Below are 25,943 nucleotides of genomic sequence, written 5' to 3' on the forward strand. Positions count from 1 at the left end.
TGCGGGCGGCGGCCGCTACGCTCGATCCGATGTCCAGAGAGTTTCATTCGCCGATGCGTCCCGGGGACGGCTTCTTCGACTCCCTCCTCGGGGGCGACGACCCTGCCCTGGTGCAGGAGGCGGCAGACGCGGCGGCGACGGCGCTCGTGCGTGGGGCGCGGGACAGCGACGACCCCGCGGTCGCCGAGCGGATCCTCCATCTGGCCGAGTCCGAGGGCATCGAGACGATCGCGGAGGTCTGGTCGAGCTCGCCGGCGGAGTCGCTGGCCGGCTGCCTGTGGCGGCTCTTCCTGCTCCGCAGCTGGGTCTACGCCGACCCGGTCGGCGCCGCGCGCGAGTTCGAGGCCGGCCGGGCGAAGGCCCAGGTCGCCCAGGTAGTGGCCGGTGTCGCGGAGCCTCCCGGCCCGCAGGAGCTCAAGGCGATGGTCGACGAGGTGCTGCGCGGCATCGCCGGCAGCGACTTCGCCGTGGTGCTCCTCCGCGCCGCCGCGTTCTCCCGCGTCATCGCCGCCGGGCGGGCGGCCCTGGACCCGGACGCGGCCGCGAAGGACGTACGCAACATGCTGCAGCTCTCCGAGCAGCTCGAGGCGGCGGGTCATGCGGAGCTCGAGCAGCGGCTGACTTGAGTTGCTGTAGCCTCCTGTTCGCTTTGATGCGGAAGAGGTTGGGGGCACCGTTACACTGGTGACCGAACACGTCGGGCTGCGGCAGCCCCGGGTCCCAACTTCAGCCGCTTCGAGCGGCCTTGCGCCGTGAGGCGCTCCCGGTCCGGCGTGTTCATCATCTTTTTCGGTGCACCTCGGCTGGGTGGCCATGACGCCAGCCACCGACCAAGGAGCCGTAGTGACCGACACCCAGCCCGCAGCGCGCGAGGGCGCCATCTCCTACGAGCCCGAGATCGGTGACGGCAACGCCGACCCGGGCGAGGTCGTATGGGGCTGGGTTCCCTACGAGGACGACGAGACCCAGGGCAAGGACCGGCCCGTTCTCGTGATCGGCCAGAAGGCCGGCGTACTCCTGTGCCTGATGCTGACCAGCAAGGACCACGACCGCGACGAGGCGCAGGAGGCCCGGAACGGGCGCCACTGGATGGATGTCGGCACCGGCGGCTGGGACCGTCAGGGGCGGCCCTCCGAGGTGCGCCTGGACCGGCTGATCCGGATGGATCCCGCAGACGTACGCCGTGAGGGCGATGTGCTGGCCAAGGAAATCTTCGATGATGTGATCAAGGCCGCACGCGATCACCTCGCCTGAGGCGGTCCTGGGGGCTGTTCTGACGTGCCTTCTCAGGAAGTGTCCAGGTACGTATCGTAAAGTGAATCGCTGGTAAACCGGGTCTGTGGTTGCATCACAGACCCGGTCCTGGTGTTGAGATGGAGGAAATGGTGCGGCGCACGCGGCTGGCAACGGCGCTTCTGGTGGCGGTTCTCTCGGCGTCCCTCGCCGCCTGCGGTGGTGGTGACCCGGCCTCGAAGCCATCGCCGAGCACCACGACGAAGGCGCCGACCAAGGTGAAGCTCGTCTTCGGGGTCTCCGGCCACAAGACGCTGGTCGACACCTACAAGCAACTGGCCGCCGAATACACCCAAGAGGTCCCCAACGTCACCGTCGAGGTGAAGTCCTGGCCGACCGCCGACCAGCTCACCGCGGCGGTCAACAGCGGCGAGAAGATCGACGTGGTGCTCACCCCGCGTGCCGACGTCGCCACGTTCGCCGAGGACAAGCTGATCCAGCCCGTCGACACCCTGCTCGAGGCCCGCAACGTCGACTTCGGCGACAAGTACTCCCGTGAGGCGATGGAGGACTTCTCCGTCGAACGCCGCCTGGAGTGCATGCCCTACTCGGTCTCGCCGCAGGTCGTCTACGTCAACACCGGGCTGATCGACTTCGACGCCATGAAGGAGGAGGGCCTGCCCACCCCCAGCGTCCGGGCCGATGGCTCGCTGCGTGGCTGGACCCTCGAGCAGTTCAGCTCGGCGATGACCTACGCCGCCGAGCACCACAAGGGTGTCCGGGGCACCTACGTCGAGCAGAACCTCTCCGCGCTGATGCCCTGGCTCGCCGGTGCCGGCGCGACCCTCTTCGACGACCCGCTGGCTCCGACCTCCACCGCGCTTGAGGACTCGGCCGGGGCGTACGAGGAACTGGTCGAGGCGATGAACCAGCCCAACGTGCTGGCCACGGCGAAGGACCTCAACGGACGCACTCCGTTCCAGGCTTTCAAGCAGGGTCGCCTGGTGGCGCTGGTCGGTGACCGTTCACTGGTCTCGGACCTTCGGGCGACCGACGCGATGGAGTGGGACGTGATGCCGATGCCGGGTGGCAACGGCACCACCGGCGACTACGCCGGACTGTGCATGGGCTCGGAGACCGCCGACCCCGACGCCACCGCCGACTTCCTCACCTACCTCATCTCGACCGAGTCGGTCGTGAAGATGGTCCGCACCGGCCACTTCGTGCCGGTCAACTCCGAGGTCGGCTACGCCCCGGTCTTCACCCAGCCCGAGCGGAACCCCAAGAACGCCCGGATCTTCACCGACACCGTGCGCGACATGCAGGTCCTCCCCGAGGCCACCCAGCTCGCCCAGCTCCAGAAGGTCGCCGCCGTCGCCGTACGAGGCTCCTTCGCGGTCACCGAGCCCGACCAGGTCGAGGACTACGCCGTCCAGATCGACGAGCTCTCCAAGACCGTCTTCCCCCAGCCGACGCCGCCAGCCTCCCCGTCCCCCTCCATCTCACCCAGCTCCTAGCTGCCGAGGCCGGCCGACGTCTCGCTCAGGGCTCGATGTCCGCGCTTCGCGCGGTTACTCCCTCGCCTCGGCGTGGAGGACGGCGTCGGTGAGGAGCGGGGCGGTGAGGGCGATCTGCCAGCCGCGGGCGCCGAAGCCGGAGAGGATCTCGATGATGCCGTCGAGCAGGGCGCCGGGGTCGCGGGTCTTCGGGGGCGTCCACATGGCGCGGCGCAGGAAGTCGGGAGTGAGCAGGTTCTCGGCGGGGAGGTTGCGGGCCTCGGCAAGGGCGTTGACGGACTCACGCGCCAGCGTGAGACGACGGGCGGCGACAGGATCTTTGTCCGCCCACGCGCGCGGCGGGGGAGGACCGTCGGAGCGCGGCGAGCGCACCGGGAGCTCGTCCTCCTCCATCGTGAGTGCGCGGTTGAGCGCCTTCACCCAGGAGGTCGCGTAGCGCTCGGCGCCACGGCCGTGGAACCCTTTCAGCCCGAGCAGCGCGCCCTTGTCCTGCGGGAGATCCTGCGCGGCGGCGACGATCGCGGCGTCGGGAATGATCCGGCTCGGGGTGACGTCGCGCTGCTGCGCGATCCGGTCGCGCTCGGTCCACAGCTCACGCACCGCGGCGAGGCCGCGGCGGCCGCGGACGCGGTGCATGCCGGAGGTGCGTCGCCAGGCATCCGTACGCACCGGCGCCTCGAACCCGCGTAGCCAGTCGAACTCCTGGCGGGCCCAGGTCTCCTTGCCCTGCGAGACGAGCTCGGTAGCCAGCGCCTCGCGCAGCTCGACGAGCACCTCGACGTCGAGCGCGGCGTACTCGAGCCAGGCGTCCGGCAGCGGCCGGGTCGACCAGTCGGCCGCGGAGTGCTCCTTGAGCATGGTGAAGCCCAGCACCGTCTCGACCAGGGTGCCGAGCCCGACGCGGGGATAGCCCAGCAGCCGCCCCGCGAGCTCGGTGTCGAACAGGGCGGAGGGGTGCAGGCCGAGGTCGCTGAGGCAGGGGAGGTCCTGGGTGGCGGCGTGCAGGATCCACTCGGTGCCCTCGAGCGCGTCGACCAGCGGCTGCATCGTGGACAGCTCGATCGGGTCGATCAGCCAGATCCCGGAGCCTTCGCGGCGCAGCTGGATCAGGTAGGCGCGGTTGGAGTAGCGGTAGCCGGAGGCGCGCTCGGCATCGATCCCGACCGGACCCGAGCCGGCGGCGATGGCCGCGGCGGCCTTGACCAGGCCTTCGTCGGTGTCAGTCACCGGAGGCAACCCGTCGCGCAGGGTCAGCAGCGGCGCCGGAGCAGCATCTTCTGGTGTGTCCGGCCCCGTCTCGGCCTCGGTCCTGTCTTCGATCACGCGCCTCGCTGCCCTCGCCGGCTCGGTATGACGGTGACGCCCTCCGGCACCGGAGGAAGTCCCGCGGCCGTGCAGAGCAGCTCGCCCCATGCCTCGGTGTGTGGTCGCAGGTCCAGGTCGCCCGAGGCCGTCCCCACCGGCGTCCAGGAGGCGCGGATCTCGATCTGCGCGGTGCCGTCCTCGTCGGCCATCCCGCCGTAGGACTCGGTGGCCACGCGGGTCACGGTGCCCGCGGCGGCGACGTGCTCGGCGCCGTGACCGGACAGGGCGTCCAGGAGCCAGGACCAGCCGACCTCACCCAGCAGCGGGTCGCTGATGTGCTCGACGTCGATGTCGGCCCGTGCGTACGCCACCAGCCGGAACGTGCCGGGCAGTCCGTGCACCGTCCCCCAGGCGTCGTTGCCGTCGGGGTCGTGCAGCAGGATGAGCCGTCCGGTCGCCACGTCGACGTCGTCGACGGTCACCTCGGCGGAGAGCGCCGCGGCGTACGGAGCGATCCGCTGGGGCGCCGGCATCTCCTCGGCCAGCACCTCAGGTCTGAAGGTCGCGGCGCGCATCCCTTCCGCGGCGGACCGGAACACGGCAGGACCGGTCTCCGGTCCCGCGGCGGGACGCGACTCTCCACGGACGACCATGTGAACAGGGTATGTCTTCTGCGCGATTCGCGATGTGCGTACACGCCGCACCGGATGGGACCATTGCCAGGTGGCCGCTGAACACACCTCTGGGAAGACCCCCGACCTGCTCGCATCTTCCCCGTTCCTGCAGGCACTCGCAGGGCAGAAGCCGAGCCGTACGCCGGTGTGGTTCATGCGCCAGGCCGGCCGGTCGCTGCCCGAATATCTGAAGGTCCGCGAGGGCATCGGCATGCTCGAGTCCTGCCAGGACGCCGACCTGATCACCGAGATCACCCTGCAGCCCGTACGCCGCTACGGGGTCGACGCGGCCATCTTCTTCTCCGACATCGTGCTGCCGCTGAAGGCGGTCGGGGTCGACCTCGACATCAAGCCCGGAGTCGGCCCGGTGATCGCGAACCCGGTGCGCACCCTCGCCGACGTGGAGGCGATCCCGGACCTGACGCCGGAGCACGTCACCTACATCACCGAGGCCGTCCAGAACCTCACCGGTGAGCTGGCCGGCATCAACGGCGGCACCCCGCTGATCGGCTTCGCCGGCGCCCCGTTCACCGTCGCCTCCTACCTGGTCGAGGGCGGCCCCTCGAAGGAGTACGCCAAGACCAAGGCGCTCATGTTCGGTGCCCCCGACGTGTGGGACGCCCTGATGCGCAAGATCGCCGGGATCTCCGGCGCGTTCCTGGAGGTCCAGGTCCGCGCGGGTGCCTCCGCCGTGCAGCTCTTCGACTCCTGGGCCGGCGCCTGCACGCCCGCAGACTACGAGCGTCACGTGCTGCCCTACTCCACCCAGGTGATGACCCGGATCGGCGAGCTCGGTGTCCCGCGGATCCACTTCGGCGTCAACTCCGCCATGCTCCTTCCGCTGATGGGCAGCGCCGGTGCCGAGGTCGTCGGTGTCGACTGGCGTACGCCGTTGGACTGGGCGATCACCCAGCTCGGCGACGACTTCGGCGTCCAGGGCAACCTCGACCCCGCCCTCGTCTTCGCGCCCACCGAGGTGATGCTCGCGGAGGCCGGGAGGATCATCGAGACCGGGCGGCGCGCCAAGGGCCACATCTTCAACCTCGGCCACGGCGTCATCCCGAGCACTGACCCCGACCAACTCGCCCGGCTCACCGAGTTCGTGCAGAGCTACGAGCCGGCTGAGGGCTGAGACCGAGCGCGCTGAGAGCGGGCAGCCGTCTCGGCGAGCAGGTCGAGGAGGCTGCGCGCTCCCGAGGTCGTACGCGCGTTGTGCCGTCGCACCGCGACCATCGTGACGCGCGAGCGATCTCCGGCGAGGGGACGTACGGTGATGTGCCCGCCCGTCTCGCGCGGGTCGCCAACGACGCTGTAGTCGGGCAGCAGGGTCAGTCCGAGGCCCTCGCCGACCATCATCTTGCCCATCTCGGCGCCGTCGGTGGCGTGCCAGTGGTGGGGGAGGTCGCGCCCGAAGACGCGGTGGGCGAAGCGATACATCAGGTAGCCCGCGCGCATGCCGACGAACGGCTCCTCGCGGAGCTCCGCGACGGTGATCTCGTCGCGGGAGGCGAGCGGGTGGCCCGCGGGCAGCACGACGATCGGCCGTCCGTGGAGAAGCACGGTGCCGTCGACCGTCGGCGGGAGGTCGTCGCCGTCGAGCAGGTTGACCAGGCCGATGTCGATGGTGCCCTCCGCGAGCGCGAGGTAGATGTCCTCCTGCACCATGGTGCGCACCTCGACGCTCGTGCGCGGGTGCTCGTCGGCGAATCTCCGCAACGTCGGTAGCAGCACGGTCGAGGTGCCGGCGTGGACCGTGCCGATCCGCACCGAGCTGACCCCGGCGCTCTGGTCGCCGGCGGCCAGGCGGAGGCGGTCGACGGCCTCCAGTACGTCGGACATGGAGTGCAGCAGCTCCTGGCCCTCGCGGCTGATCCGGGCCCCGGCGCGGCGCCGGTCGAGCAGGGTCACGCCGAGCTCGCGTTCGAGCTTGGTGATCGCCTCGCTCAGGGCGGGCTGGGAGATGTGGAGCTGCTCGCTCGCGCGGCGCAGCGAGCCGTACTGGGTCACGGCTGCGATGTACTCCAGCTGCTCGATCCTCACGCTGTCCTCTCGTCGGTCGGTGATCGGTCATCCCGAGCGGGTGATCGGTGATCGCTGGCGTCCAGCCTGTCTCACGCTCTCCATTCTCAAGTAACTTGGTCGATTAAAGACAGAAACATCCACGACGCAAGACTGAGAGGGCGCGATGACAACCGAAGCTGTACGCACCGCCGCGGAGTTCGGCGCGGCACCCACGACTCCGGAGGGCTGGGTCGACCGTGCCCGCGAGGTGGCCACCAGGCTCTCCGTGGACGCGGTCGCCCGCGACCGGGCCAACCAGGTCCCGACGTACGAGGTGAACCTGCTCAAGGAGAGTGGCCTGGTCACCCTGCTCGGCCCCGCCGAGCACGGCGGCGCCGGCCAGGACTGGACGACCGCGCTGCGCGTGGTCCGGGCGGTCGCTGCGGGCGACGGCTCGATCGGGCAGCTGCTCGGCTACCACTACCTGTGGGCCTGGGCGGCTCGGCTGGTCGGCACCCCGGAGCAGATCGCCGCCGTCGAGCAGCTCTACACCGAGAACACCTTCTTCTTCGGCGGCGCAGTCAACCCTCGCGACGACGACCTGGTGATCAGGGTCGAGGGCGACGAGCTCGTCTTCACCGGCCGCAAGTCGTTCTCGACCGGCGGGCGGATCTCCGACCTGACCGTGCTCGAGGGCGTCATCGAGGGCACGGAGCAGCATGTCTTCGCGATCGTCCCGACCCAGCAGGAGGCCATCGTCTTCGCCGGCGACTGGGACAACCTCGGCCAGCGGCTCACCGAGTCCGGCGCCGTCGAGATCAACGGCGTGCGCGTCCCCTGGGAGTCCGCGGCGGGCTATGTGAAGCAGCAGGACGGGACGTACGAGTTCGTCCCGCGGGTCTACAACACGCTCAACGTGCCGATCATCCAGCTCATCTTCACCAACTTCTACCTCGGGATCGCGGAGGGCGCCCTGACGACCGCGGCGACCTACACCCGCGACACGACCCGCGCCTGGCCCTACGCCGGAGACGTCAAGGAGAAGGGGAGCGAGGAGTTCTACATCCAAGAGACGTACGGCGACCTGACCTCGAAGCTGTGGGCGGCCCAGGCGCTGGCCGAGCGGGCGGCCGGCCTGATCGAAGCCATCAACTCGCACGCCGACGAGGTCGCCGAGCAGGAGCGTGGCGAGGCTGCGGTCGTGATCGCCGCGGCCAAGCAGGTCGCGATCGACGCCGGCCTGGAGATCGGCACCAAGGTCTACGACCTGACCGGCGCTCGCGCGACCTCCAACAAGGTCGGCCTGGACATCTTCTGGCGCAACATCCGCACCCACTCGCTCCATGACCCGGTCGCGCACAAGCGGGCCGAGGTTGGCCGCTACGCGCTGCTCGGCGAGATCCCCGCGCCGACCTGGTACACGTGAGCCCCCTTCGGTGATCAGTAGGGCCTCTCGCCCCGTCGCCGCCTGATAGGCGGCACCTATCACGGGATCTGGGCCACTGATCAGCACGGCCGGTGGTCCACATCGGAAGACCCGGTCCCGTCGCCTGTTTAATTAGATAAGTTTAGTAGACATTCGCGATCCAAGGAGACCAGCATGACTTCACCGGCAACCGAGCCCCTGAAGTTCGCCTACTGGGTGCCCAACGTCAGTGGCGGCCTGGTGGTGAGCAAGATCGAGCAGCGCACCGACTGGAGCTACGACTACAACAAGAAGCTCGCCCAGCTGGCCGAGAACAACGGCTTCGAGTACGCCCTGTCCCAGGTGCGCTACATGGCCTCCTACGGTGCGGCCTACCAGCACGAGTCCACCTCGTTCTCCCTCGCGCTGCTGCTGGCCACCGAGCGGCTCAAGGTGATCGCCGCCGTCCATCCGGGGCTGTGGCAGCCCGGCGTACTCGCCAAGTTCCTGGCCACCGCCGACCACCTCTCCGGCGGCCGAGCGGCCGTCAACGTGGTCAGCGGCTGGTTCAAGGACGAGTTCACCCAGCTCGGCGAGCCGTGGCTCGAGCACGGCGAGCGCTACCGCCGCTCGGAGGAGTTCATCCGCTACCTCCGCGAGATCTGGACGAGTGAGGCCGCCGAGCTCAACGGCGACTTCTACCGGCTGCACGACTTCGACCTGAAGCCGAAGCCGCTTGCGAGCGAGGGCCGTCCGCACCCGGAGATCTTCCAGGGCGGCAACTCGTCCGACGCCAAGGCGATGGCCGGCCGCGTCTCGGACTGGTACTTCGCCAACGGCAACACCCCCGAGGGCCTCGCCGCGCAGATCAAGGACGTCAACGCCGTCGCCGGGCCGCTGGGACGGCGGGTCCGGTTCGGGATCAACGGCTTCATCGTCGCCCGCGACACCGAGAAGGAGGCGCGCGACACCCTCCGGGAGATCATCGACAAGGCCGACCGTGAGGCCGTCGAGGGCTTCGGCTCCGCGGTCAAGCAGGCCGGGCAGTCGACCGGCGACAAGACCGGGATGTGGCAGGACTCCAGCTTCGAGGACCTGGTGCAGTACAACGACGGCTTCCGGACCGGCCTGATCGGCACGCCCGAGCAGGTCGCCGAGCGGATCGTCGAGCTCAAGAGGGCCGGCGCCGACCTGATCCTCGGCGGCTTCCTGCACTACCTCGAGGACGTGGAGTACTTCGGTCAGCGCGTCCTTCCGATCGTGCGCGAGCTCGAGGCGCAGCAGCTGGAGTCCGTGGCTTGAGCACGACGGAGATCGCCCGACTCGACGCCGAGACCGCGCCGCTGGTGGCGCGGCGGCTGGCCGACGAGCTCGCGCTCGGCGACGGCGGACGCGACCGGGTCAGGGCGCTGCCCTACGACCAGGTCAAGGCGTACGCCGCCGCCGGGCTCGGCGCGCTCACCGTCCCGCTCGAGTTCGGCGGTCCGGCGCTCCCGGCCACGACCGTGACGGAGGTGTTCCGGCTGGTCTCATGGGGTGATCCCAACGTCGGCCAGGTCCCGCACAGCCACTTCGTGTTCTTGAACCAGCTCCGGCTGAACGGCACCCGCGAGCAGCAGCAGCGGATCTACAGCGAGGTGCGGGCCGGGGCGCTGGTCGCCAACGCGCAGTCGGAGTTCGGCACCAAGCACGTGCGGGACATCCGCACGACCCTCACGCCCGCTCGGGAGGAGGGGGAGTGGCTGCTGAACGGCGAGAAGTTCTACTGCACCGGCTCGCTCTTCGCCGACTATCTCGCAGTGCTCGCGCGGCGTGACGTCGACGGGCCGTTGCAGGTGGCCTGGGTCCGCACGGAGACTCCCGGCGTCGAGATCGTCGACGACTGGGACGCCGTCGGGCAGCGTACGACCGGGTCCGGCACGGTGCGCCTCACCGACGTCGCCGTGGCCGAGGAGTGGGTGACGCCGTTCTCCGTCACCTTCGACGTGCCGACGACCTACGGCGCCTTCGCCCAGCTGCTGCACGCGGCCATCGACGCCGGGATCGCCCGGCGCGCGCTGGACGAGGCCTCCGAGTTCGTACGCACGAAGTCCCGCCCCTACGCCGACGCCGTCGTGCTCGCCGGGGCCGAGACGGCCGCGCAGGACCCGCTGGTCGTCCAGGCCTTCGGCGAGATGGAGCTGGCCGTACGCAGCGCCGAGGCGCTCCTCGCCGAGGCGGCGCGACGCGTGGACGAGGCCGACGCGGACCTCACCGAGGCATCGGCCGCGGAGGCGAGCCTGGCCGTGGCGGCTGCCCGCGCGTCGACGGCGAAGGTGTCGGTCGACGTCACCAGCCGGCTCCTCGAGGTCTCAGGCGCCCGGGCGGCTCTGACATCGACCAACCTCGACCGCCACTGGCGCAACGCGCGCACCCACACCCTCCACGACCCGGCCGCCTGGAAGGTGCAGCACCTCGGGCGCTGGGCCGTCGACGGCACCGCGCCGCCACGGCACGGGCAGATCTGACATCCCCGACATCCCACTCGAAAGGCAGCGATGAGCACGCTCAAGTTCCACTGGTTCCTCCCGACCAACGGCGGCGACGGCCGTCACGTGATCGGCGGCGGTCACGGCGTCAGCGCGTTGGCGTCGGGCCGTCCGGCGACGGTGCCCTACCTCGGCCAGATCGCCCGCAGCGCCGAGCAGCTCGGTTTCGAGGCTGCGCTGACGCCGACCGGCGCGTGGTGCGAGGACGCCTGGGTGACGACCGCGATGCTCAGCTCCGTCTCGGAGCGGCTGAAGTTCCTGGTCGCCTTCCGGCCCGACTCCGTCTCGCCCTACCTGGCCGCGCAGATGGCCGGCACCTTCCAGAACCTGTCCGGGCAGCGGCTGCTCCTCAACGTCGTCACCGGAGGTGAGGATCACGAGCAGCGGATGTACGGCGACTTCCTGGCCAAGGACGAGCGGTACGAGCGGTGCGGGGAGTTCCTGCACATCGTCCGCCGGCTGTGGGCGGGGGAGACGGTGACCTTCGCCGGGGCGCATCTCTCGGTGGAGAACGCGCGCCTCGAGCAGCGGCCGACGCCGGTCCCGGACGTCTACTTCGGCGGCTCCTCGCCTGCGGCCCTTGATGTCGCCGCCGAGCATGCCGACGTCTACCTGACCTGGGGCGAGCCGCCGGCCGCGGTCGCGGAGAAGATCGCCAAGGTGCAGAAGCTGGCGGCCGACCGCGGGCGCGAGCTCCGCTTCGGGATCCGGCTGCACTCGATCGCCCGCGAGACCTCGTCGGCCGCGTGGGCCGAGGCCGACCGGCTGCTGGAGAACATCTCGGACGAGGACATCGCACGGGTCCAGGCGGGGCTCTCCCGCAGCGTCTCGGAGGGTCAGCGGCGGATGCTGGAGCTCAACCAGGGCTCGCGCGACGGGCTCGAGGTCTACCCCAACCTATGGGCGGGCGTCGGCCTGGTCCGCGGTGGTGCCGGGACCGCGCTGGTCGGCTCCTACACCGAGATCGCCGACCTGATCGAGGCCTACCACTCCGTCGGGATCTCCGAGTTCGTGCTCTCCGGCTACCCGCACCTGGAGGAGTCCTACTGGTTCGGCGAGGGCGTCCTGCCCGAGCTCGCCCGCCGAGGCCTGTGGTCCCACCCCGCCCCCGTCGCCGGCCGCGGGGCGGCCGTCCCGTTCGGGGCATCCCGATGACCCAGGTCTCCGGTCTGGCGACGACCGACCCGACCGCAGAGGAGGCCGTCACGCCCTCACCCGCGAGACGAGCGGTCTCCGCCCGCAGGAGCGTTCTCGGGCCACGTGCGCTCCGGGTCCTGCGCTCGCTGAGCCCGGTCCTCGTGCTGGTGGCCTGGCAGCTGCTCTCCTCGTTCGGGATCCTCGATGAGCGCACCCTCGCCTCGCCGGTCCAGCTGGCCGGCACCGCCTGGGATCTGATCCGCACCGGGCAGCTCCAAGAGGCGATCGCCGTCTCAGCGCGCCGGGCCGCCCTCGGATTCCTCCTCGGGGCGCTGATCGCCTTCGTGCTCGGCGGGATCGTCGGCCTGACCGCCCTCGGGGACGCGCTGGTCGACCCCTTGGTGCAGATGCTGCGGACACTGCCGCTGTTCGGTCTGGTGCCGCTGTTCATCATCTGGTTCGGGATCAAGGAGGAGCCCAAGATCTACCTGGTCGCGCTCTTCGTGATCGTGCCGCTCTACCTCAACCTCGTCGCGGCGCTGCGAGGAGTCGACCCTGAGCTGGTCGAGGTCGCCTCCGCGCTGCGGCTCACCCGGTCCGAGCGACTGCGCCACCTCTACCTCCCGGCGGTCACGCCGGGGCTGCTGGTCGGGTTGCGCCAGGCACTCGGGATGGCGTGGATCGCGCTGATCGTGGCCGAACAGGTCAACGCCGGCGCCGGCCTCGGCTTCCTGATCAACAACGCGCGCGACTTCCTCCAGACCGACGTGATCGTGGTCGGTCTGCTCTGCTACGCCGCGCTGGGTCTGGTCACCGACTGGGCCGTACGACTGCTCGAGCGCCGCGCCCTGCGCTGGCGTGACGAAGGGAGAACCGCATGAGTGTCGTCGCCTCACTGTCCGGGGTGAGCCGAGCCTTCGGTGAGCACGAGGTGCTCAGCGGCATCGACCTGGACATCCGCTCCGGGGAGTTCGTGGCCCTGCTGGGCCGCTCCGGCAGCGGCAAGTCCACCCTGCTCCGCATCGTCGGGGGCCTGGACACCGGGGCCACCGGGACCGTGGTCACCGGCTCTGCCCCGGCAGTCGTCTTCCAGGACCCGCGGCTGTTCCCATGGCGTACGGTCCTCGACAACGTATCGCTGGGTCTGCGTAGCGCCGGCGCGGTCGACCACGCCCGGAAGATGCTCGCGGAGGTCGGTCTGGAGGGCCGAGAGAAGGCATGGCCGCGCCAGCTCTCCGGCGGCCAGCGCCAGCGTGTGGCACTGGCCCGGGCCCTCGTACGCGAGCCCGACCTGCTCCTCCTCGACGAGCCGTTCAGTGCCTTGGACGCGCTCACCCGGATCTCGGCCCAGGAACTCGTACGCCGCTTGGTCGATGCGCATCGCCCGGCCGTCCTCATGGTCACCCACGACGTCGAGGAGGCCCTCCTGCTGGCGGACCGCGTGATCCTCATCGACGAGGGCGGCATCGTCCACGACGAGCAGATCACGTTGCCGCACCCTCGACGCCGTGACCACCCCGAGATCGTCGAGCGCCGGGCGGCGCTGCTGGCCCTCCTGGGCGTGGCCGTCCAGGCTGCCTGACCCCATCGACCGACCCCATCGATCGACCACTGGAAGAAAGCAGAGATCCATGTCTCGAAACACCGCTCTGACGCGCCTCTTCGCGACCCCGGCCGTCCTCGCCCTCCTCGGCAGCGCCCTGACAGCCTGTGGCTCGTCCGCCTCGGGCGGTTCGGACGAACCGGTGTTGCGGGTCGGCGTCCAGAAGGACGGCATCCGCTCGGTGCTGACCCAGGCCGGGCTGCTGGAGGACCTGCCCTACGAGATCGAGTGGTCGGAGTTCACCGCAGGTCCGCCGATCATCGAGGCGGCTGCCGCCGACCAGATCGACGTCGCCTGGGTGGGGTCGGCGCCGCCGATCTTCGGGGCTGCCGCCGGCGCGGACTTCAAGGTCGTCGCCACGGTCGAGGAGCAGGACCAGAAGACCGACTCGATCCTGGTCCCGAAGGGCTCGGCCATCAAGTCGTCGGCCGACCTGAAGGGGAAGAAGATCGCTGTCGGCAAGGGCACCTCCGCCCACGGCCACCTGTTGCTGGCGCTGAAGTCGGCCGGACTCACCCTCGATGACGTCGACCCGCAGTACCTCCAGCCCGCCGAGGGTCTGGCCGCCTTCCAGGCCGGTGAGGTGGACGCCTGGTCGATCTGGGACCCGTTCGTCACCCAGGCAGTCAACGAGGACGGCGCCGTCGACATCACCGCTGACGAGGGAGGCTCCACCGACCCGTACCTCGCCTTCGAGATCGCCTCGGCGGCCTCGCTCGAGGAGAAGGACACCCGCGAGTCGATCAAGCACTTCGTGGGCCTGGTCGAGGAGGGCTTCGCGTGGGCGCAGGAGAACCCCGACAAGTGGGGTGAGGGCTGGGCGTCCGAGTCCGGGTTGCCGGTCTCGACGACTAGCGAGGTGGCTGCGAAGAAGGCCTCCGTGGTCGGTCCGGTGAGCGAGGAGCACATCGCCTCCGAGCAGCAGTTGGCCGATGCGTTCTTCGAGGCTGGTGAGATTCCCGAGGAGATCGACTTCGACGCCGTCGTCGAGCACGGGCTCATCGAGTAGGTGGCGCCAGCATGCGGACCAGCACGGGAATAGTTAACAAAGGCAAGCAAGTTACCCGACAACAGGTTGTGCCGTTCCAGTCGCGACGAGAGGACCAGTGATGACGAACGTATCGCCCCTGAAGACCAACCAGGATCTCGATCCCGAGGCGTTGAGGAAGGCGTTCGGGGTCTTCCCGACCGGTGTGGTCGCAGTCGCGGCGGTGGTCGACGGAGGGCCGGTCGGTCTGGCGGCGTCCTCCTTCACCTCGGTCAGCCTCGATCCTCCGTTGGTCTCCTTCTCGGTGGCCCGCACCTCGAAAACATGGCCTGACCTGCGACGATCGTCGCACCTTGGAGTGACGGTGCTCGCCGAGCACCATGGCGAGGTCTGCCGCCAGCTCGCCGGCCCCGTCGACTCCCGCTTCGAGGGTCTCGTGGTCAGCTCGTCCCTCGACGGAGCCCTCACCCTCGACGAGGGCCTGGCGCAGTTCGACTGCACCGTCTACCGCGAGGTCGAGGCCGGCGACCACATCGTCGTACTCCTCCAGCTCCACGCCGCCGACCACGGCGCTGGCCAACCCCTCGTCTTCCACCGCTCCAACTTCGGAAGGCTGGCCAGCTGACCCATCCCCGCCGAGGCCTCGGCACTAGGGTTCGGCTGTGGATACCTTCGGAGTCGTAGCCCTCGGCGGTCTGATCCTGCTCTACTTCGTGATCGAGTCGTCGGCGAGCAGAACCCGAGCGGAGCTCACTCGCCGGATGAACAGGCTCGAGGACAAGGTCGACCTGCTCCTGAAGCACGCTGGGGTGGAGGAGCCGCCGCTGCCACGGCAGGACGAGGTCGTGGCGCTGGTGCGCGCGGGCAAGAAGATCGAGGCGATCAAGGTCTATCGGGAGGCGACCGGCGCCGGGCTGGCCGAGGCCAAGCAAGCGGTCGAGCAGCTCACCTGACCAGCCCACCTCGTCAGCATCGCCTCAGGGACGGATGGGAGACTTCTCCTGTGCGTGTCATCGTCGTCGGAGCAGGGATCGCCGGGCTGACCGCGGCCCGCGATCTGTCCCTGAAGGGCCACCGGGTCACCGTGCTGGAGGCCTCCGACCGGGTCGGCGGAAAGATCCGCGGGGAGTCCGTGGCCGGACAGACGGTCGACGTCGGCGCCGAGGCGATGCTCAACCGCCGGCCGGAGGGCGTATCCCTTGCCCGGGAGATCGGCCTCGAGGTCGTGCACCCGACGGATGCCAAGTCGTCGATCTGGTCGCGCGGTGCGCTGCGGCCGATCCCGCGGTCCATCATGGGCGTACCCCTCGACCTGGCCGCGCTGGAGTCCTCGGGTCTGCTCTCGAAGGAGACCCTGGAAGTCGTACGCCGCGAACCCACGCTCCCACCTGCGAAGACGGACGAGGACATCTCGGTCGGTGACCTCATCGCGTCCCGCTTCGGGGACGAGACCGCCGACCTGCTGGCGGACCCGTTGCTCGCGGGGGTCTACGCCGGCCACGCCCGTGCGATCTCGGTGAAGGCGGCTGCCCCGCAGCTGTTCATGCTGGCCGAGAAGGGGTCGCTGCTGGAAGCCGCGGCCGCGCTCCCGAGCTCGACGGTCCCGGTGTTCGCCGGGATCGACGGCGGTATGTCTCGGTTGCCCGCGACTCTCGCCGAGGGGCTGGACGTCCGGCTCAACGCCCCGGTCGACGCGGTCACGCGTACGCCGCAGGGCTTCCTGATCGAGAGCGGCGGCGACGTGGAGGCCGCCGATGCCGTGGTGGTCGCGACCCCCGCGCCGGTGGCCGCGAGGCTGCTCCGTTCGACCGCTCCGGCGGTCGCGCGCGAGCTGTCCGGGATCGAGACCGCGAGCGTCGCCGTGGTCACCTTCGCCTTCCCCGAGCTCCCCGCGGAGCTGGCCGGCAGGTCCGGATTCCTCGTCCCGCCCGTCGAGGAGTGCGCGATCAAGGCCTCCACCTTCTCGTTCGCCAAGTGGGCCTGGGTGGGGGAGCGCGGCAACTACCTGCGTACGTCCATCGGGCGCCACGGCGAGCCACCCTCGGACGACGACGACCGGCTCGTCGCCGACTCCCTGGCGGCCCTGGCCGAGATCGCCGGCATCACCGCGAAGCCGTCCGACGTGCACGTCCAGCGCTGGACCGACGCGCTCCCGCAGTATCCGGTCGGACACCTCGACCGCGTGGCCAGGATCCGCCAAGCACTCCGAGGCGTACCTGGTCTGGCCCTCGCCGGGGCCTCCTACGATGGTGTCGGGATCCCGGCCACGATCGCCTCGGCCCACCGCGCCGCCGCGGACATCAGCTGATCCTCAGGCCGGCACCCACCGCAGCGTCGAGACACAGACGTCCAGCGCCAGCTTCCACGCCAGGAACTTCTCGTCGGTCGCGGCCATGTCCAACGGGCGGGCGATCGTCGCGGTCAGCTGGAGCCCCCGTCGCCGCTTCGAGCCGGGGACGGGGGTCATGTAGACGATCGTCGTCGCGACCACCGGCTCGTCGCCCTGGGCGGTCTTGGTCGACTCGCGCTCGTACCTGATGAACCGCTTGTCGCCGAACAACGGCTTGGCGCCGTGGTCACGGATGATCGCGGCGACGTGGGTGTCGAGGGTCCCGCCGCTGTGGGCGTGGAACGTCGTCGCGACGATCGCGCCGGGAATGATGGCGAGGCTGTCGGTCTCGGCGGTGGCGGCGAAGTAGGCCTTGACCTGATGCTGCTTCATGAGCGCGTACGCCTGATCGAGCTGCACCCGCATGGAGGCGTGGAGCTCGGGCCTGTTGATGCTCATGAAGCGCTTCTTCAACGCCGCGTCCATCGCGGCCCGGTCGACCTCGTCCGGGGAGTGACGTTCCCAGCCGGGGAGGAGCCTCAGCTCGAACTCCGGCTCCTTGGTGCCGCCGAGCAGCTCGCGTAGCGAGGACTGCGGAGCGGGTGCTGCCTCAGACAAAGGACGAGTCCTCCCAGACGTCGAACGGGTCGCTCAGCATGCCGGGGACCGGCTCTGCCGAGAACGGGGTGCCATCAGGGCGTACGACCTCGAGCTCGGCGAGGAAGAGCGGCATGTCCGCGATGGTGAGACCGAAGATCTCGGGTGCGCCTGCCTCGATCACGACCATCACGCTGATCTCCTGCGTCGAGAAGACGAAGATGCCGGTGAGGAACTCGACGGTCTCACCGTCGATCTCTCCGGTCCTGGACGCGAGACATCTCAGGCCGGGACCGAGAGCGGCCCCTGCGTACTCATCGACGTCGAAGCCCTGCTGCCGCCACTCCTCGGGCGAGGTCGGCTCGCCGCCTCCGAGTACGACCCGCACCCGGCTGACGACGGGCGCGGGCAGCGGCCAGTGGAGCATCGAGGCCAGCGTCCCGGGGTGGAGGTCGCCGGCGAGATGGTGGGCGAGCAGGGCACGCGCGCCGGGGTCGACCTCGTCGGTCCACTCGCCGTCCCAGGTGTCGCGGAGCGAGGCGAGCACGTCCTCGACCCACCTCTCCGCACCCGCGGCGTCGAGCTCGCCCGCGTTCGGGACCCAGATCCATCGCTCCGATGGCTGGGCGATCTCAGCTTCCCATGTCTCCGGCATCATCCCTCCGAGGGCTGTGCGCTCTGCTGGTCATTGGTGCGCCGCTCGTTCAGTGCCTGGCTCGTCGAGGTGGTGCCGTACCACTCGCCTGCCCACTTCCCCAGGCCGCTGAGCCCGTCGAAGCCAGCCCCGACCTTCTGGCCCCAGGTCCCTGTGCGTATCCCCCCGTAGATGGCCATCCCGGTGGCGATGTCGGAGCCGCTCATGATGCCTACGGGAATGTCCTTGGGGGGCTTGAACGGGTTGGCCATCCAAGCGGCCCTGGTCCGGGGGACCTCCCTGAAGCCGGTGGAGATGGAGAGTGCGGTCTTGAACTTGGCGCCGAACGTGACGTTCACGGGAGGTGGGTTCAGCGGCGCCGCTCGTTTCAGAGCAAAGTTTCCGTATCCTCGTCCGGCCGCGCCGGCGGTTTTCCCGCCGGAGGCGGCACCCTTCCCCATCGCTGTCCAAGCCTTCCCGATCTGGCCGAGCTTTCCGAAGGGGAGCACCGCGAGAACCGCCAAGAGCACGTCTGTCACCTCGCATTTGCCGGCTGACGCCTGGACGATCTTGCCGATCAGCACCAAGGCGCCGAGGGCGAATCCGATGACGGCGACGATGCCACCGAGGAAGAGCCCGGCGATCATGAAGACCATGGCGATGGCCTCGAGAATGTTGATGAGGAAGCCGAAGATCTCCCAGAAGCCGTCCTTGATGCTGCCGGCCATCTCGTTGCCGATGCCGTTGACGGCGAGGTCATAGGCGTCTTCCCAGGTGTCGTACTGGGCGTCCCAGCTCTCCGCGTCGTCCTGCCATTCGTCGTACGCGGCCTTCTTCGCCTGCCCCTCGGCGTCGTCCTCCTCGCGGTCTCCCGGAAGCCCCTCGTAGGTGGTCCACTTGTCCGTGCAGGACTCGACCAGCGGCCCCATCTTGGCCTGGACCTCGCCGAGACTCTTGCCGTACGCCGCGATCAACGGCCCGACGGGCGTGTACAGCTCGCTGGCCTCCCGCAACGTCTCGTAGGAGGACCCGATCTTGTCCTGAAGCTCAGCGACGGCCTTTCCCTGCATCTGGCCGTCGGCCAGCTCTCCGGTGGCGATCTGCTCGAGCACGGTGGCCGCCTCGGACATCTGCTCGCCGAGCTCTTCGATCTTGTTGCCGCGAGCGACGATCACCGCCGAGTCGCCGGTGAGGGGTTGGATCTCGCGACCCTTCGGTGACTGATCCATGACTCACTCCATCCGTCTATTTCTGCTGGAACAGGAGAGCCGTCTCGCTGTCCCAGTTCTGGAATCCCTCGACGACCCCTTTGATGTGGTCGCGCACGTCGGAGAGCTCGTCCTTGAGATCCTTGCGCTTCATGTCCCAGCGCTGTTCGAAGTCGTCGGCCTGCCCGCGCAGCTCGCCTCGGCGGAACGGGTTCCCGATGGCGCCTTCGAGCGCGTCGGAGTTCCCGACCGCGTGCTCGAACTCGTCGATGATCGAATCCAGCTTCTTGACCGTCTGATCAAGGGTGTCGATCTTGATGGAGACGTCTGGCATGTCGCTACGCCTTTCCGAGGTGCGCAGGGCTCGCCGAGGAGAGACGCGAAAGCGCTCTCAGTCGCAGGCGAATGGGGGGGACCGAGGTGGCGTACGACCCGAGACAACCTGGCGACGAACACCCGAGTGGAACGCTACAACACGGCTGGGCGCGGAGGGTTAACAAACTCCTAAGCGAACGTAGAAAACTGCTGATGCTTCAGCGGAGGAAGGCGATGATCCCCGCGAGCGCCTCGGACGCCGCCGGGGCAACCCCGGGCAGCGACATGAACCCGTGGAACGCGGTGTCGTAGTCCACGAGCGAGACCGGTGTCCCGGCGGCACGGAGGGCCCCGGCGTAGCGGGTGCCGTGGTCGCGGATCGGATCGTGCAGCGCGGTGATGATGTGGGCCGGCGGCAGGTCAGCGTGCGACGCAGCACGCAGAGGAGAGGCCTGCCAGGACTCGTCCCCGTAGCGCTCACCCATGTAGAGATGGCCGAAGGTGCTCATCTGCGTCGAGGTCAGCACCGGCCCGTTGGCGTTGGCCGCCTCGGAGGGGAACTTCTCGTACATCTCCACCGCCGGATAGATCAGCACCTGCGCGCGGATGGCGGGACCGCCCGCATCACGCGCCATCAGCGAGACCACGGCCGCCAGGTTGCCGCCGGCGCTGTCGCCCATCACCGCGATCCGGGACGGGTCCCCGCCCAGGTCAGAAGCATTCTTCGCGACCCATTCCAGAGCAGACCAGGCGTCCTCGACGGCCGCCGGGAACGGATGCTCCGGCGCCAGCCGGTAGGACGGCGCGACCACGATCGATCCGGTCCCCGCGGCCACGTGCGAGGAGACCCACGCGCTCTGCTCCGGCGTCCCGAGACACCAGCCGCCGCCGTGGAAGTTGATGACGACAGGCGCGGCCTCGCCGACGCCAGGAGGCGTGTAGATCGCGAAACGGCGCCCGTCGACGTACGTCTCCTTGATCTCGACGTCCGCGGGACGGCCGAAGAGGAACGCGGTGACCGGCCCGGTGCGGAGCCCTTCGCGCTGGGCGCGCAGGGCGATCATCTCCTCGGCGTTCAGCGGTGTCTTGACCAGGCGCTCCTGGAGGAAGGCGAAGATGCGGGTACGCAGCGGCAGCATGCCCACACCATAGAGGCCGGAGGATGGAGCCCGGCGCGGATCGGTGACCGGCGGTAGCGCAAAATAGGGGCATGACCGACCCGCAGGCCGACATCAAGTCCAACGCAGCCAAGATCAACGAGCTCAACGACACCATCCGCTACACGATGTGGTCGGTCTTCTCCCTCGAGGAGACCCTCGGCGACGCCGACCGCAAGGCCGAGGCGGTCGAGGTCGAGGAGCTCTTCGCCGCCTTCGCGGGCGAGGACATCGTGGTGCGTGGCACCTACGACGTGGCCGGCCTGCGCGCCGACGCCGACGTGATGTTCTGGCTGCACGCCGAGTCCTCCGACAAGCTCCAGTCGGCCTACCACCGCCTGCGCCGCACCGCCTTCGGTGGCCGGCTCGTGCCGGTCTGGTCGCAGATGGCGCTGCACCGCCCGGCCGAGTTCAACCGGAGCCACCTGCCCGCGTTCCTCGCTGACGAGCGCACCCACGACTACGTCGCGGTCTACCCGTTCATCCGCTCCTATGAGTGGTATCTCCTCGACGACAAGGAGCGCCGCCGCCTGCTCGCCGAGCACGGCCAGATGGCACGCGACTACCCCGACGTGCGAGCCAACACGGTCCCGTCCTTCGCCCTCGGTGACTACGAGTGGATGCTGGCCTTCGAGGCCGACGACCTCTCCCGCATCGTCGACCTGATGCGCCACCTCCGCGGCTCCGAGACCCGCCGCCACGTACGCGAGGAGGTGCCGTTCTACACCGGTGCCCGCGTCGAGATCGGCGACCTCCTGGACCGCCTTCCCTGACGCATTCCTGATCGGTCGGAACGGTCTCGGAAATTCGCTGTCCGGCCCCGTGCCACTCCACTAGCCTTTCCCGTCGCGGTGGCCGTTCTCGGGTTCGTGTGCCGATCCCGTCACGTCTGCTGAGACATCCACGTGACCTTGGGAGGGCAGAGGCGTGGGGATGACCATCCCTGGGGAGTTGGACTTCGTTCTCGACCTGCTCGGCTACGAGTGGCCGAACGTCAACGAAGACGCGGTCCGCGATGCCGCGCAGCTGCTGCGCGGTCTGGAGTCAGACCTCCGCGGCACGCTCGACGAGTTGGAGATCCGGGTCAACGAGCTCGGCGACGGGGCCACGGCACAGTCGGTGAATGCGCTGATCAGGGCGTGGACCGATAACCGTACGGCCAACATGGATGGGTTGCTCGACGCACTGCCCGGGGTCGCAACGGGGATCGACATCGCAGCTGATGCGATCGTCGCGCTGAAGATGAAGGTGATCGCCGAGCTGACGATCACGGCGGCGCAGATCGCGGCAGCGGCCGCGACCGCGGTGGTCACGGGTGGCCTCAGCGTGGTCGGCAACGCAGCGATCATCGCCGCTCGGAAGAAGGCGCTCGACATCGCCACCGACATCGCGATGGAAGGGGTGATCGGTGAGGTCGCAAGCATGGTGACCGAGCCACTGACCGGAACGATCACCGAACTCGCCATGTCGATCGCGGAGGCTCCGATCGTGACCGACGGCGAGGCGACCGCGGCGACCAAGCTCAGCTACGACCTGATGGAGCAGATCGCCACGGCGCTCAGCGACTGTGGCGCCGACCAGTACGAGCTCTGCGCCACGTTCGCAGCCGAAGTGTCCGCCCTGCCCTTCTCAGAGTCCTAGGAGAACTTCGATGGCCAGAAAGATGGATGATGTCGTCGAGGAGCTCCGGGAAGCGGCGACCAAGACTCTCGGCGACGTCGGACAGTCCCTGAAGAAGAACGCTGACGACGTCGCCGACGGGATTCGGAAGCACGCGGATGCCCGGCGCGACCTGGACAGCGACATGGCGAGGTCCGGCTCCGACCGTTCGGGCGGCAACACGCAGAACGCCACCACCACGGATGGCTCCTCACGCAACGGAGACCGGGACCAACAGGGTTGTGGTGACCCGGTCGACGTGGCCACAGGCGCGGTCTATCTTCAGCAGAACGACCTGACGCTCCCGGGTGACCTCCCGCTGATCCTGAGCCGGAAGCACTCGAGCGACTGGACCTATGGTCATTGGTTCGGCCCCTCGTGGTCCTCGACGTTCGACGAGCGGATCGATGTCCACACCGATGTGGTGGGTCGGCGTTCAGCTGTCGTGGTGGCTGTTGACACCAGAGCGCACGTCTTCAAGAACCTGACGGTGGGCCAGGACGCCCGGCCGATCGCGGGTGGGACGTTGCGGCTGCAGGTCAGCGAGGACGGCGATCACCGCCTGCTCGATGCCGCGACCGGGGAGACCCGGCACTACACCGCCACAGGAGGTGCGGGCGGCACCGCTTGGCTGACCTCGATCACGAACGCCTCGGGAGACTGGATCCGGTTCGCCCGTGACGAGCATGGCGCGCCCACGGACGTGACCCACAGTGCCGGTTATCGGGTGCAAGTGGCCACCGACGGATACCGGGTCACTGGCCTGACGGTGACCCGTCCCGACGGCGCTGATGCGGTGCAGGTGATGGGCTACCGGTACGACGCCAACGGTGACCTGGTCGGCGTCGTCAACGGTTCCGGCGAGGAGCTGGAGTTCGCCTACGACCAGCACCGTCTGACCCGCTGGGTCGACCGCAACGGCACCTCGTATGACTATGTGTACGACGCGCAGGGCCGTTGTGTCAGCCAGGGCGGCTCCGACGGCGTCATGCGCAACACCTTCGAGTACGGAGAGGCCAACGCGAGCGGTCTGCGCGAGACCCGGGTCACCGACTCCCGCGAGCTCGCCACGACCTTCAAGATCAACTCCCGCTTCCAGGTCGTCGCCGCGATCGACCCGCTCGGCGGGGCCGTCAGCTCGGAGTGGAGCGGGCAGAACCAGTTGCTCGCGCGCACCGACCCGCTCGGCCGCCGCACGACCTTCGTCTACGACGAGGCCGGCAACCTCACGGAGGTCACCCGACCGGACGGCAGCCAGGTCACGATGGAGTGGGTCGACACCGCGGCAGGCCCGCGCCTGGCCCGCCAGGTGCTGCCCGACGGATCCGTGACGACGTTGGGCTACGACGAGGCCGGGCGGCGCACCTCGGCCACCGACCCCACCGGCGCGACCACCGAGTTCGGCTACGGCGAGCACGGTCACCTGACCTCGGTCACCGACCCCCTTGGTCGGGTCCGCACCATCGAAGCCGATGCCGCCGGTCTGCCTCGGCGAGTGGTCGAGCCCGACGGTCGGTGGGCGGAGTTCGAGCGTGACCACTTCGGCCGGGTCGTCGCCAGCACCGACGCCTTGGGCGTGCGCACGACCTACTCCTGGACCGTCGACGGTCAGCTTGCCGCGCGGGTCCTTCCGGACGGCTCGAGGGAGACCTGGACGTACGACGGTGAGGGCAACCCGGTCTCCTACACCGACCCCGCCGGTCGCACCACGATGACCAGGTTCACCCACTTCGACATGCCTGCCGAGGTGATGGCGCCCGACGGCTCGACCACCCGGTACGCCTACGACCCCGAGCTGCGCCTCACCTCGGTGACCAGCCCGCAGGGTTCTGTCTGGTCCTACGTCTACGACGAGGCCGGACGCCTCGCGACCGAGACCGACTACAACGGCCGCACCCTGACCTATGCCTACGACGCTGCTGGCCAGATGGTCGATCAGACCAACGGCGCAGGTCAGCGTCTGGTCTACGACTACGACGCCCTCGGTAACGTGGTCACCGAGCAGGCGGGCGACCAGACCACCTCGCTGGCGTACGACCCACTCGGCCGTCTTCTGCGCGCGACCTCTCCAGGCGTTGACCTGGTCATCGAGCGCGACCCGCTCGGCCGCGTGCTTGCTGAGTCGGTCAACGGCCGCGCCGTGGCCAAGACGTACGACTCGCTCGGCAGACCGACCCATCGCACGACGCCCGCGGGTGTCGAGACGGAGTGGTCCTACGGTCTCGGGCTCGCACCCGAGCGGATGATCGTCGCGGGCCAAGAGATCGCCTTCGAGCACGACCTGTCCGGCCGCGAGACCCGGCGCACCACCGGCGACCTCGTCCTGGAGCAGACCTGGGATCTTCTCGGTCAGCCCCTGACCCAGCGCCTCGAGCTCAATGCCGCTTCCTCACCGACGGATGTGCTCCAGGAGCGCACCTACGCCTACGAGTCAGCAGGACGCCTGATCGGCGTCGAGGACAAGCTCACCGGCGCTCGCCGCTTCGAGTTGGACCTTGCCGACCGGATCACCTCGGTCGCCGTCGATGACTCGGTCTCGGAGACCTACTCCTACGACCCCCTCGGCAACATCACCCGCTCGGCGACCGGCGGCGGAGACGCCGAGCGCCGCAACTACGACGGCACCCTCCTCACCCGTGCCGGCCGAAGTCGCTACGCCTACGACGCCCAAGGCCGCCTGGTCCGCCATTCCCGCACCCGGCTCTCCGAAAAGCCGGACACGTGGCTCTACGAGTGGGACGCCAACGACCGCCTCACCGCCGTCCGCACCCCCGACGGCACCCGCTGGACCTACCTCTACGACGCCCTCGGCCGCCGCGTCGCCAAGCGCTGCCACGCCGATTCCGGTGAGGTCATCGAGGAGATCCGTTTCGCTTGGGACGGCTTCATCCTCATCGAGCAGACCACTGTGACGGGGGAATCGGAGGGTTCAACCCTCTCGTGGGCTCACCAGGGCTTCAAGCCTCTCGCTCAGGTCGAGCTCGATGCGATGCCTCAAAACGAGGTCGACGCCCGGTTCTTCGCCATCGTCACCGACCTGGCCGGTGCGCCCTCTGAGTTGGTCACTCCAAACGGCGACCTAGCCTGGCACGCCCGCCGCACGATTTGGGGCGTGTCGTCCGATGCGTCTGCGACCCCGCTCCGCTTCGCGGGCCAGTACGCGGATGACGAGACCGGCCTGTACTACAACCATCATCGCTATTACGACCCGGACTCGGGTCGCTACCTGAGCCAGGACCCTCTCGGCTTGGCTGCAGCGCCGAATGCTAATACCTATGTGCACAATCCAGTCACATGGGTCGACCCGCTGGGTCTCATGGGATGCACGATCACCGCGGGCAAGAACTTCAAGGACCACTTCATCCGGCACAAGGGCCTTCTGAAGAGCATCACCGGCAAGAACTACAGGAAGTTCAAGGAGGACGGTGAAGAATTCCTCAACGATCTTTCGAGGCTCGTTAATGACGGGAGACTGGCCCACCAGGGGCTCGGGACCCTCAAGAAGGGTCAGCCAGCGATGGAAATCTACAGGGGTGAGGGTGTGACGCTCGTAACTCGGGAGGGTGGCGAGTTTGTTACGCTCTTGGAGTCCGGTGCGGGGATGGATCTTGGCATTCAGATGCTGCCATCAGATTAGTGAGGATTCGATAGGC

General features: G+C 69.0%; 25 protein-coding genes. 17 read left to right on the forward strand and 8 right to left on the reverse strand.

Going from position 1 to position 25,943, the window contains the following annotated elements:
- The first annotated feature begins 29 nt into the window (after window positions 1-29).
- The 3 genes from ABZU72_RS05050 (at window position 30) to ABZU72_RS05060 (ending at window position 2,750) form a co-directional block, all read left to right on the forward strand.
- Complete coding sequence (locus ABZU72_RS05050) at window positions 30-626, forward strand: hypothetical protein (RefSeq protein WP_355017784.1); 597 nt, start codon at window positions 30-32, stop codon at window positions 624-626.
- Between the two features lie 217 nt (window positions 627-843).
- A complete protein-coding gene (locus ABZU72_RS05055) occupies window positions 844-1,254 on the forward strand; it encodes a type II toxin-antitoxin system PemK/MazF family toxin (protein ID WP_355017785.1) in 411 nt (136 codons plus the stop codon).
- Between the two features lie 131 nt (window positions 1,255-1,385).
- Entirely contained in the window at window positions 1,386-2,750 is a 1,365-nt protein-coding gene (locus ABZU72_RS05060; protein WP_355017786.1) for an extracellular solute-binding protein, read from the forward strand.
- A gap of 54 nt (window positions 2,751-2,804) precedes the next feature.
- Here ABZU72_RS05060 and ABZU72_RS05065 read toward each other — a convergent pair whose 3' ends face one another.
- Window positions 2,805-4,073 carry a ribonuclease D gene (locus tag ABZU72_RS05065; protein ID WP_355017787.1) on the reverse strand — a complete coding sequence of 423 codons (1,269 nt, stop codon included), beginning with the start codon at window positions 4,071-4,073 and terminating at the stop codon, window positions 2,805-2,807.
- Complete coding sequence (locus tag ABZU72_RS05070) at window positions 4,070-4,708, reverse strand: DUF3000 domain-containing protein (RefSeq protein WP_350660578.1); 639 nt, start codon at window positions 4,706-4,708, stop codon at window positions 4,070-4,072. The genes ABZU72_RS05065 and ABZU72_RS05070 overlap by 4 nt, the downstream gene beginning before the upstream one ends.
- A 70-nt stretch (window positions 4,709-4,778) precedes the next feature.
- On the opposite strand from ABZU72_RS05070, the gene hemE reads away from it, so the two are divergent.
- A complete protein-coding gene (gene hemE, locus ABZU72_RS05075; protein ID WP_355017788.1) occupies window positions 4,779-5,861 on the forward strand; it encodes a uroporphyrinogen decarboxylase in 1,083 nt (360 codons plus the stop codon).
- Here the strand turns inward: hemE and ABZU72_RS05080 are convergent.
- Window positions 5,840-6,769 (reverse strand): LysR family transcriptional regulator, encoded by a 930-nt coding sequence (locus tag ABZU72_RS05080; RefSeq protein WP_355017789.1) that lies wholly within the window; start codon window positions 6,767-6,769, stop codon window positions 5,840-5,842. The two genes, hemE and ABZU72_RS05080, sit on opposite strands and share 22 nt — an antisense overlap.
- 145 nt (window positions 6,770-6,914) lie before the next feature.
- Between ABZU72_RS05080 and ABZU72_RS05085 the strand changes: the two genes are divergently transcribed.
- The 10 genes from ABZU72_RS05085 (at window position 6,915) to hemG (ending at window position 16,699) form a co-directional block, all read left to right on the forward strand.
- On the forward strand, window positions 6,915-8,156 hold the full coding sequence (locus ABZU72_RS05085) for an acyl-CoA dehydrogenase family protein (RefSeq protein WP_355017790.1): 1,242 nt from the start codon (window positions 6,915-6,917) through the stop codon (window positions 8,154-8,156).
- Window positions 8,157-8,330: 174 nt separating this feature from the next.
- A complete protein-coding gene (sfnG, locus tag ABZU72_RS05090) occupies window positions 8,331-9,437 on the forward strand; it encodes a dimethylsulfone monooxygenase SfnG (protein WP_355017791.1) in 1,107 nt (368 codons plus the stop codon).
- The gene (locus ABZU72_RS05095) at window positions 9,434-10,642 is read left to right on the forward strand and encodes an SfnB family sulfur acquisition oxidoreductase (RefSeq protein ID WP_355017792.1); all 1,209 of its coding nucleotides are present in this window, start codon (window positions 9,434-9,436) and stop codon (window positions 10,640-10,642) included. The genes sfnG and ABZU72_RS05095 overlap by 4 nt, the downstream gene beginning before the upstream one ends.
- A 30-nt stretch (window positions 10,643-10,672) precedes the next feature.
- Window positions 10,673-11,818: an LLM class flavin-dependent oxidoreductase gene (locus ABZU72_RS05100; protein ID WP_355017793.1), complete on the forward strand. Its 1,146-nt coding sequence runs from the start codon at window positions 10,673-10,675 to the stop codon at window positions 11,816-11,818.
- Window positions 11,815-12,681, forward strand: coding sequence for an ABC transporter permease (locus tag ABZU72_RS05105; protein WP_355017794.1), 867 nt, complete (start codon window positions 11,815-11,817; stop codon window positions 12,679-12,681). The genes ABZU72_RS05100 and ABZU72_RS05105 overlap by 4 nt, the downstream gene beginning before the upstream one ends.
- Window positions 12,678-13,382 (forward strand): ABC transporter ATP-binding protein, encoded by a 705-nt coding sequence (locus ABZU72_RS05110; RefSeq protein WP_355017795.1) that lies wholly within the window; start codon window positions 12,678-12,680, stop codon window positions 13,380-13,382. The genes ABZU72_RS05105 and ABZU72_RS05110 overlap by 4 nt, the downstream gene beginning before the upstream one ends.
- A 49-nt stretch (window positions 13,383-13,431) precedes the next feature.
- Window positions 13,432-14,412 (forward strand): ABC transporter substrate-binding protein, encoded by a 981-nt coding sequence (locus ABZU72_RS05115; RefSeq protein WP_355017796.1) that lies wholly within the window; start codon window positions 13,432-13,434, stop codon window positions 14,410-14,412.
- 100 nt (window positions 14,413-14,512) lie between these two features.
- Window positions 14,513-15,016, forward strand: coding sequence for a flavin reductase family protein (locus tag ABZU72_RS05120; RefSeq protein ID WP_355017797.1), 504 nt, complete (start codon window positions 14,513-14,515; stop codon window positions 15,014-15,016).
- Between the two features lie 37 nt (window positions 15,017-15,053).
- Window positions 15,054-15,344: a ribosomal protein L7/L12 gene (locus ABZU72_RS05125; RefSeq protein ID WP_355017798.1), complete on the forward strand. Its 291-nt coding sequence runs from the start codon at window positions 15,054-15,056 to the stop codon at window positions 15,342-15,344.
- 50 nt (window positions 15,345-15,394) lie between these two features.
- Window positions 15,395-16,699 (forward strand): protoporphyrinogen oxidase, encoded by a 1,305-nt coding sequence (hemG, locus tag ABZU72_RS05130; protein WP_355017799.1) that lies wholly within the window; start codon window positions 15,395-15,397, stop codon window positions 16,697-16,699.
- A gap of 3 nt (window positions 16,700-16,702) precedes the next feature.
- On the opposite strand, the gene ABZU72_RS05135 is transcribed toward hemG, so the two are convergent.
- The 5 genes from ABZU72_RS05135 to ABZU72_RS05155 form a co-directional block, all read right to left on the reverse strand.
- A complete protein-coding gene (locus tag ABZU72_RS05135) occupies window positions 16,703-17,338 on the reverse strand; it encodes a protein TPRXL (RefSeq protein WP_355017800.1) in 636 nt (211 codons plus the stop codon).
- Window positions 17,331-17,972, reverse strand: a complete 642-nt coding sequence (locus ABZU72_RS05140; RefSeq protein ID WP_355017801.1) for a hypothetical protein — start codon at window positions 17,970-17,972, stop codon at window positions 17,331-17,333. The genes ABZU72_RS05135 and ABZU72_RS05140 overlap by 8 nt, the downstream gene beginning before the upstream one ends.
- The gene (locus ABZU72_RS05145) at window positions 17,972-19,180 is read right to left on the reverse strand and encodes a hypothetical protein (RefSeq protein ID WP_355017802.1); all 1,209 of its coding nucleotides are present in this window, start codon (window positions 19,178-19,180) and stop codon (window positions 17,972-17,974) included. Before ABZU72_RS05145 ends, ABZU72_RS05140 begins: the two co-directional genes overlap by 1 nt.
- A gap of 16 nt (window positions 19,181-19,196) precedes the next feature.
- The gene (locus ABZU72_RS05150) at window positions 19,197-19,493 is read right to left on the reverse strand and encodes a flagellar protein FlgN (protein WP_355017803.1); all 297 of its coding nucleotides are present in this window, start codon (window positions 19,491-19,493) and stop codon (window positions 19,197-19,199) included.
- 199 nt (window positions 19,494-19,692) lie between these two features.
- Window positions 19,693-20,613, reverse strand: coding sequence for an alpha/beta hydrolase (locus ABZU72_RS05155; protein WP_355017804.1), 921 nt, complete (start codon window positions 20,611-20,613; stop codon window positions 19,693-19,695).
- A gap of 71 nt (window positions 20,614-20,684) precedes the next feature.
- Between ABZU72_RS05155 and hemQ the strand changes: the two genes are divergently transcribed.
- From hemQ to ABZU72_RS05170, 3 genes are all read left to right on the forward strand, one after another.
- The gene (hemQ, locus tag ABZU72_RS05160; protein ID WP_141806166.1) at window positions 20,685-21,404 is read left to right on the forward strand and encodes a hydrogen peroxide-dependent heme synthase; all 720 of its coding nucleotides are present in this window, start codon (window positions 20,685-20,687) and stop codon (window positions 21,402-21,404) included.
- Between the two features lie 160 nt (window positions 21,405-21,564).
- The gene (locus tag ABZU72_RS05165) at window positions 21,565-22,272 is read left to right on the forward strand and encodes a hypothetical protein (protein ID WP_355017805.1); all 708 of its coding nucleotides are present in this window, start codon (window positions 21,565-21,567) and stop codon (window positions 22,270-22,272) included.
- Between the two features lie 10 nt (window positions 22,273-22,282).
- The gene (locus ABZU72_RS05170; RefSeq protein ID WP_355017806.1) at window positions 22,283-25,927 is read left to right on the forward strand and encodes an RHS repeat-associated core domain-containing protein; all 3,645 of its coding nucleotides are present in this window, start codon (window positions 22,283-22,285) and stop codon (window positions 25,925-25,927) included.
- Window positions 25,928-25,943 lie beyond the last annotated feature (16 nt).

Source organism: Nocardioides sp. NPDC004968 (assembly GCF_040608935.1).
Taxonomy (GTDB): domain Bacteria; phylum Actinomycetota; class Actinomycetes; order Propionibacteriales; family Nocardioidaceae; genus Nocardioides.

Excerpts from the sequence above, each read along its gene's own strand:
- ABZU72_RS05050 (WP_355017784.1), top strand. The coding sequence starts at position 30 with ATGTCCAGAGAGTTTCATTCGCCGATGCGTCCCGGGGACGGCTTCTTC.
- ABZU72_RS05070 (WP_350660578.1), bottom strand. The coding sequence starts at position 4,708 with ATGGTCGTCCGTGGAGAGTCGCGTCCCGCCGCGGGACCGGAGACCGGT.
- ABZU72_RS05085 (WP_355017790.1), top strand. The coding sequence starts at position 6,915 with ATGACAACCGAAGCTGTACGCACCGCCGCGGAGTTCGGCGCGGCACCC.
- sfnG (WP_355017791.1), top strand. The coding sequence starts at position 8,331 with ATGACTTCACCGGCAACCGAGCCCCTGAAGTTCGCCTACTGGGTGCCC.
- ABZU72_RS05100 (WP_355017793.1), top strand. The coding sequence starts at position 10,673 with ATGAGCACGCTCAAGTTCCACTGGTTCCTCCCGACCAACGGCGGCGAC.
- ABZU72_RS05105 (WP_355017794.1), top strand. The coding sequence starts at position 11,815 with ATGACCCAGGTCTCCGGTCTGGCGACGACCGACCCGACCGCAGAGGAG.
- ABZU72_RS05110 (WP_355017795.1), top strand. The coding sequence starts at position 12,678 with ATGAGTGTCGTCGCCTCACTGTCCGGGGTGAGCCGAGCCTTCGGTGAG.
- ABZU72_RS05115 (WP_355017796.1), top strand. The coding sequence starts at position 13,432 with ATGTCTCGAAACACCGCTCTGACGCGCCTCTTCGCGACCCCGGCCGTC.
- ABZU72_RS05120 (WP_355017797.1), top strand. The coding sequence starts at position 14,513 with ATGACGAACGTATCGCCCCTGAAGACCAACCAGGATCTCGATCCCGAG.
- ABZU72_RS05140 (WP_355017801.1), bottom strand. The coding sequence starts at position 17,972 with ATGCCGGAGACATGGGAAGCTGAGATCGCCCAGCCATCGGAGCGATGG.
- ABZU72_RS05145 (WP_355017802.1), bottom strand. The coding sequence starts at position 19,180 with ATGGATCAGTCACCGAAGGGTCGCGAGATCCAACCCCTCACCGGCGAC.
- ABZU72_RS05150 (WP_355017803.1), bottom strand. The coding sequence starts at position 19,493 with ATGCCAGACGTCTCCATCAAGATCGACACCCTTGATCAGACGGTCAAG.
- ABZU72_RS05155 (WP_355017804.1), bottom strand. The coding sequence starts at position 20,613 with ATGCTGCCGCTGCGTACCCGCATCTTCGCCTTCCTCCAGGAGCGCCTG.
- hemQ (WP_141806166.1), top strand. The coding sequence starts at position 20,685 with ATGACCGACCCGCAGGCCGACATCAAGTCCAACGCAGCCAAGATCAAC.
- ABZU72_RS05165 (WP_355017805.1), top strand. The coding sequence starts at position 21,565 with ATGACCATCCCTGGGGAGTTGGACTTCGTTCTCGACCTGCTCGGCTAC.
- ABZU72_RS05170 (WP_355017806.1), top strand. The coding sequence starts at position 22,283 with ATGGCCAGAAAGATGGATGATGTCGTCGAGGAGCTCCGGGAAGCGGCG.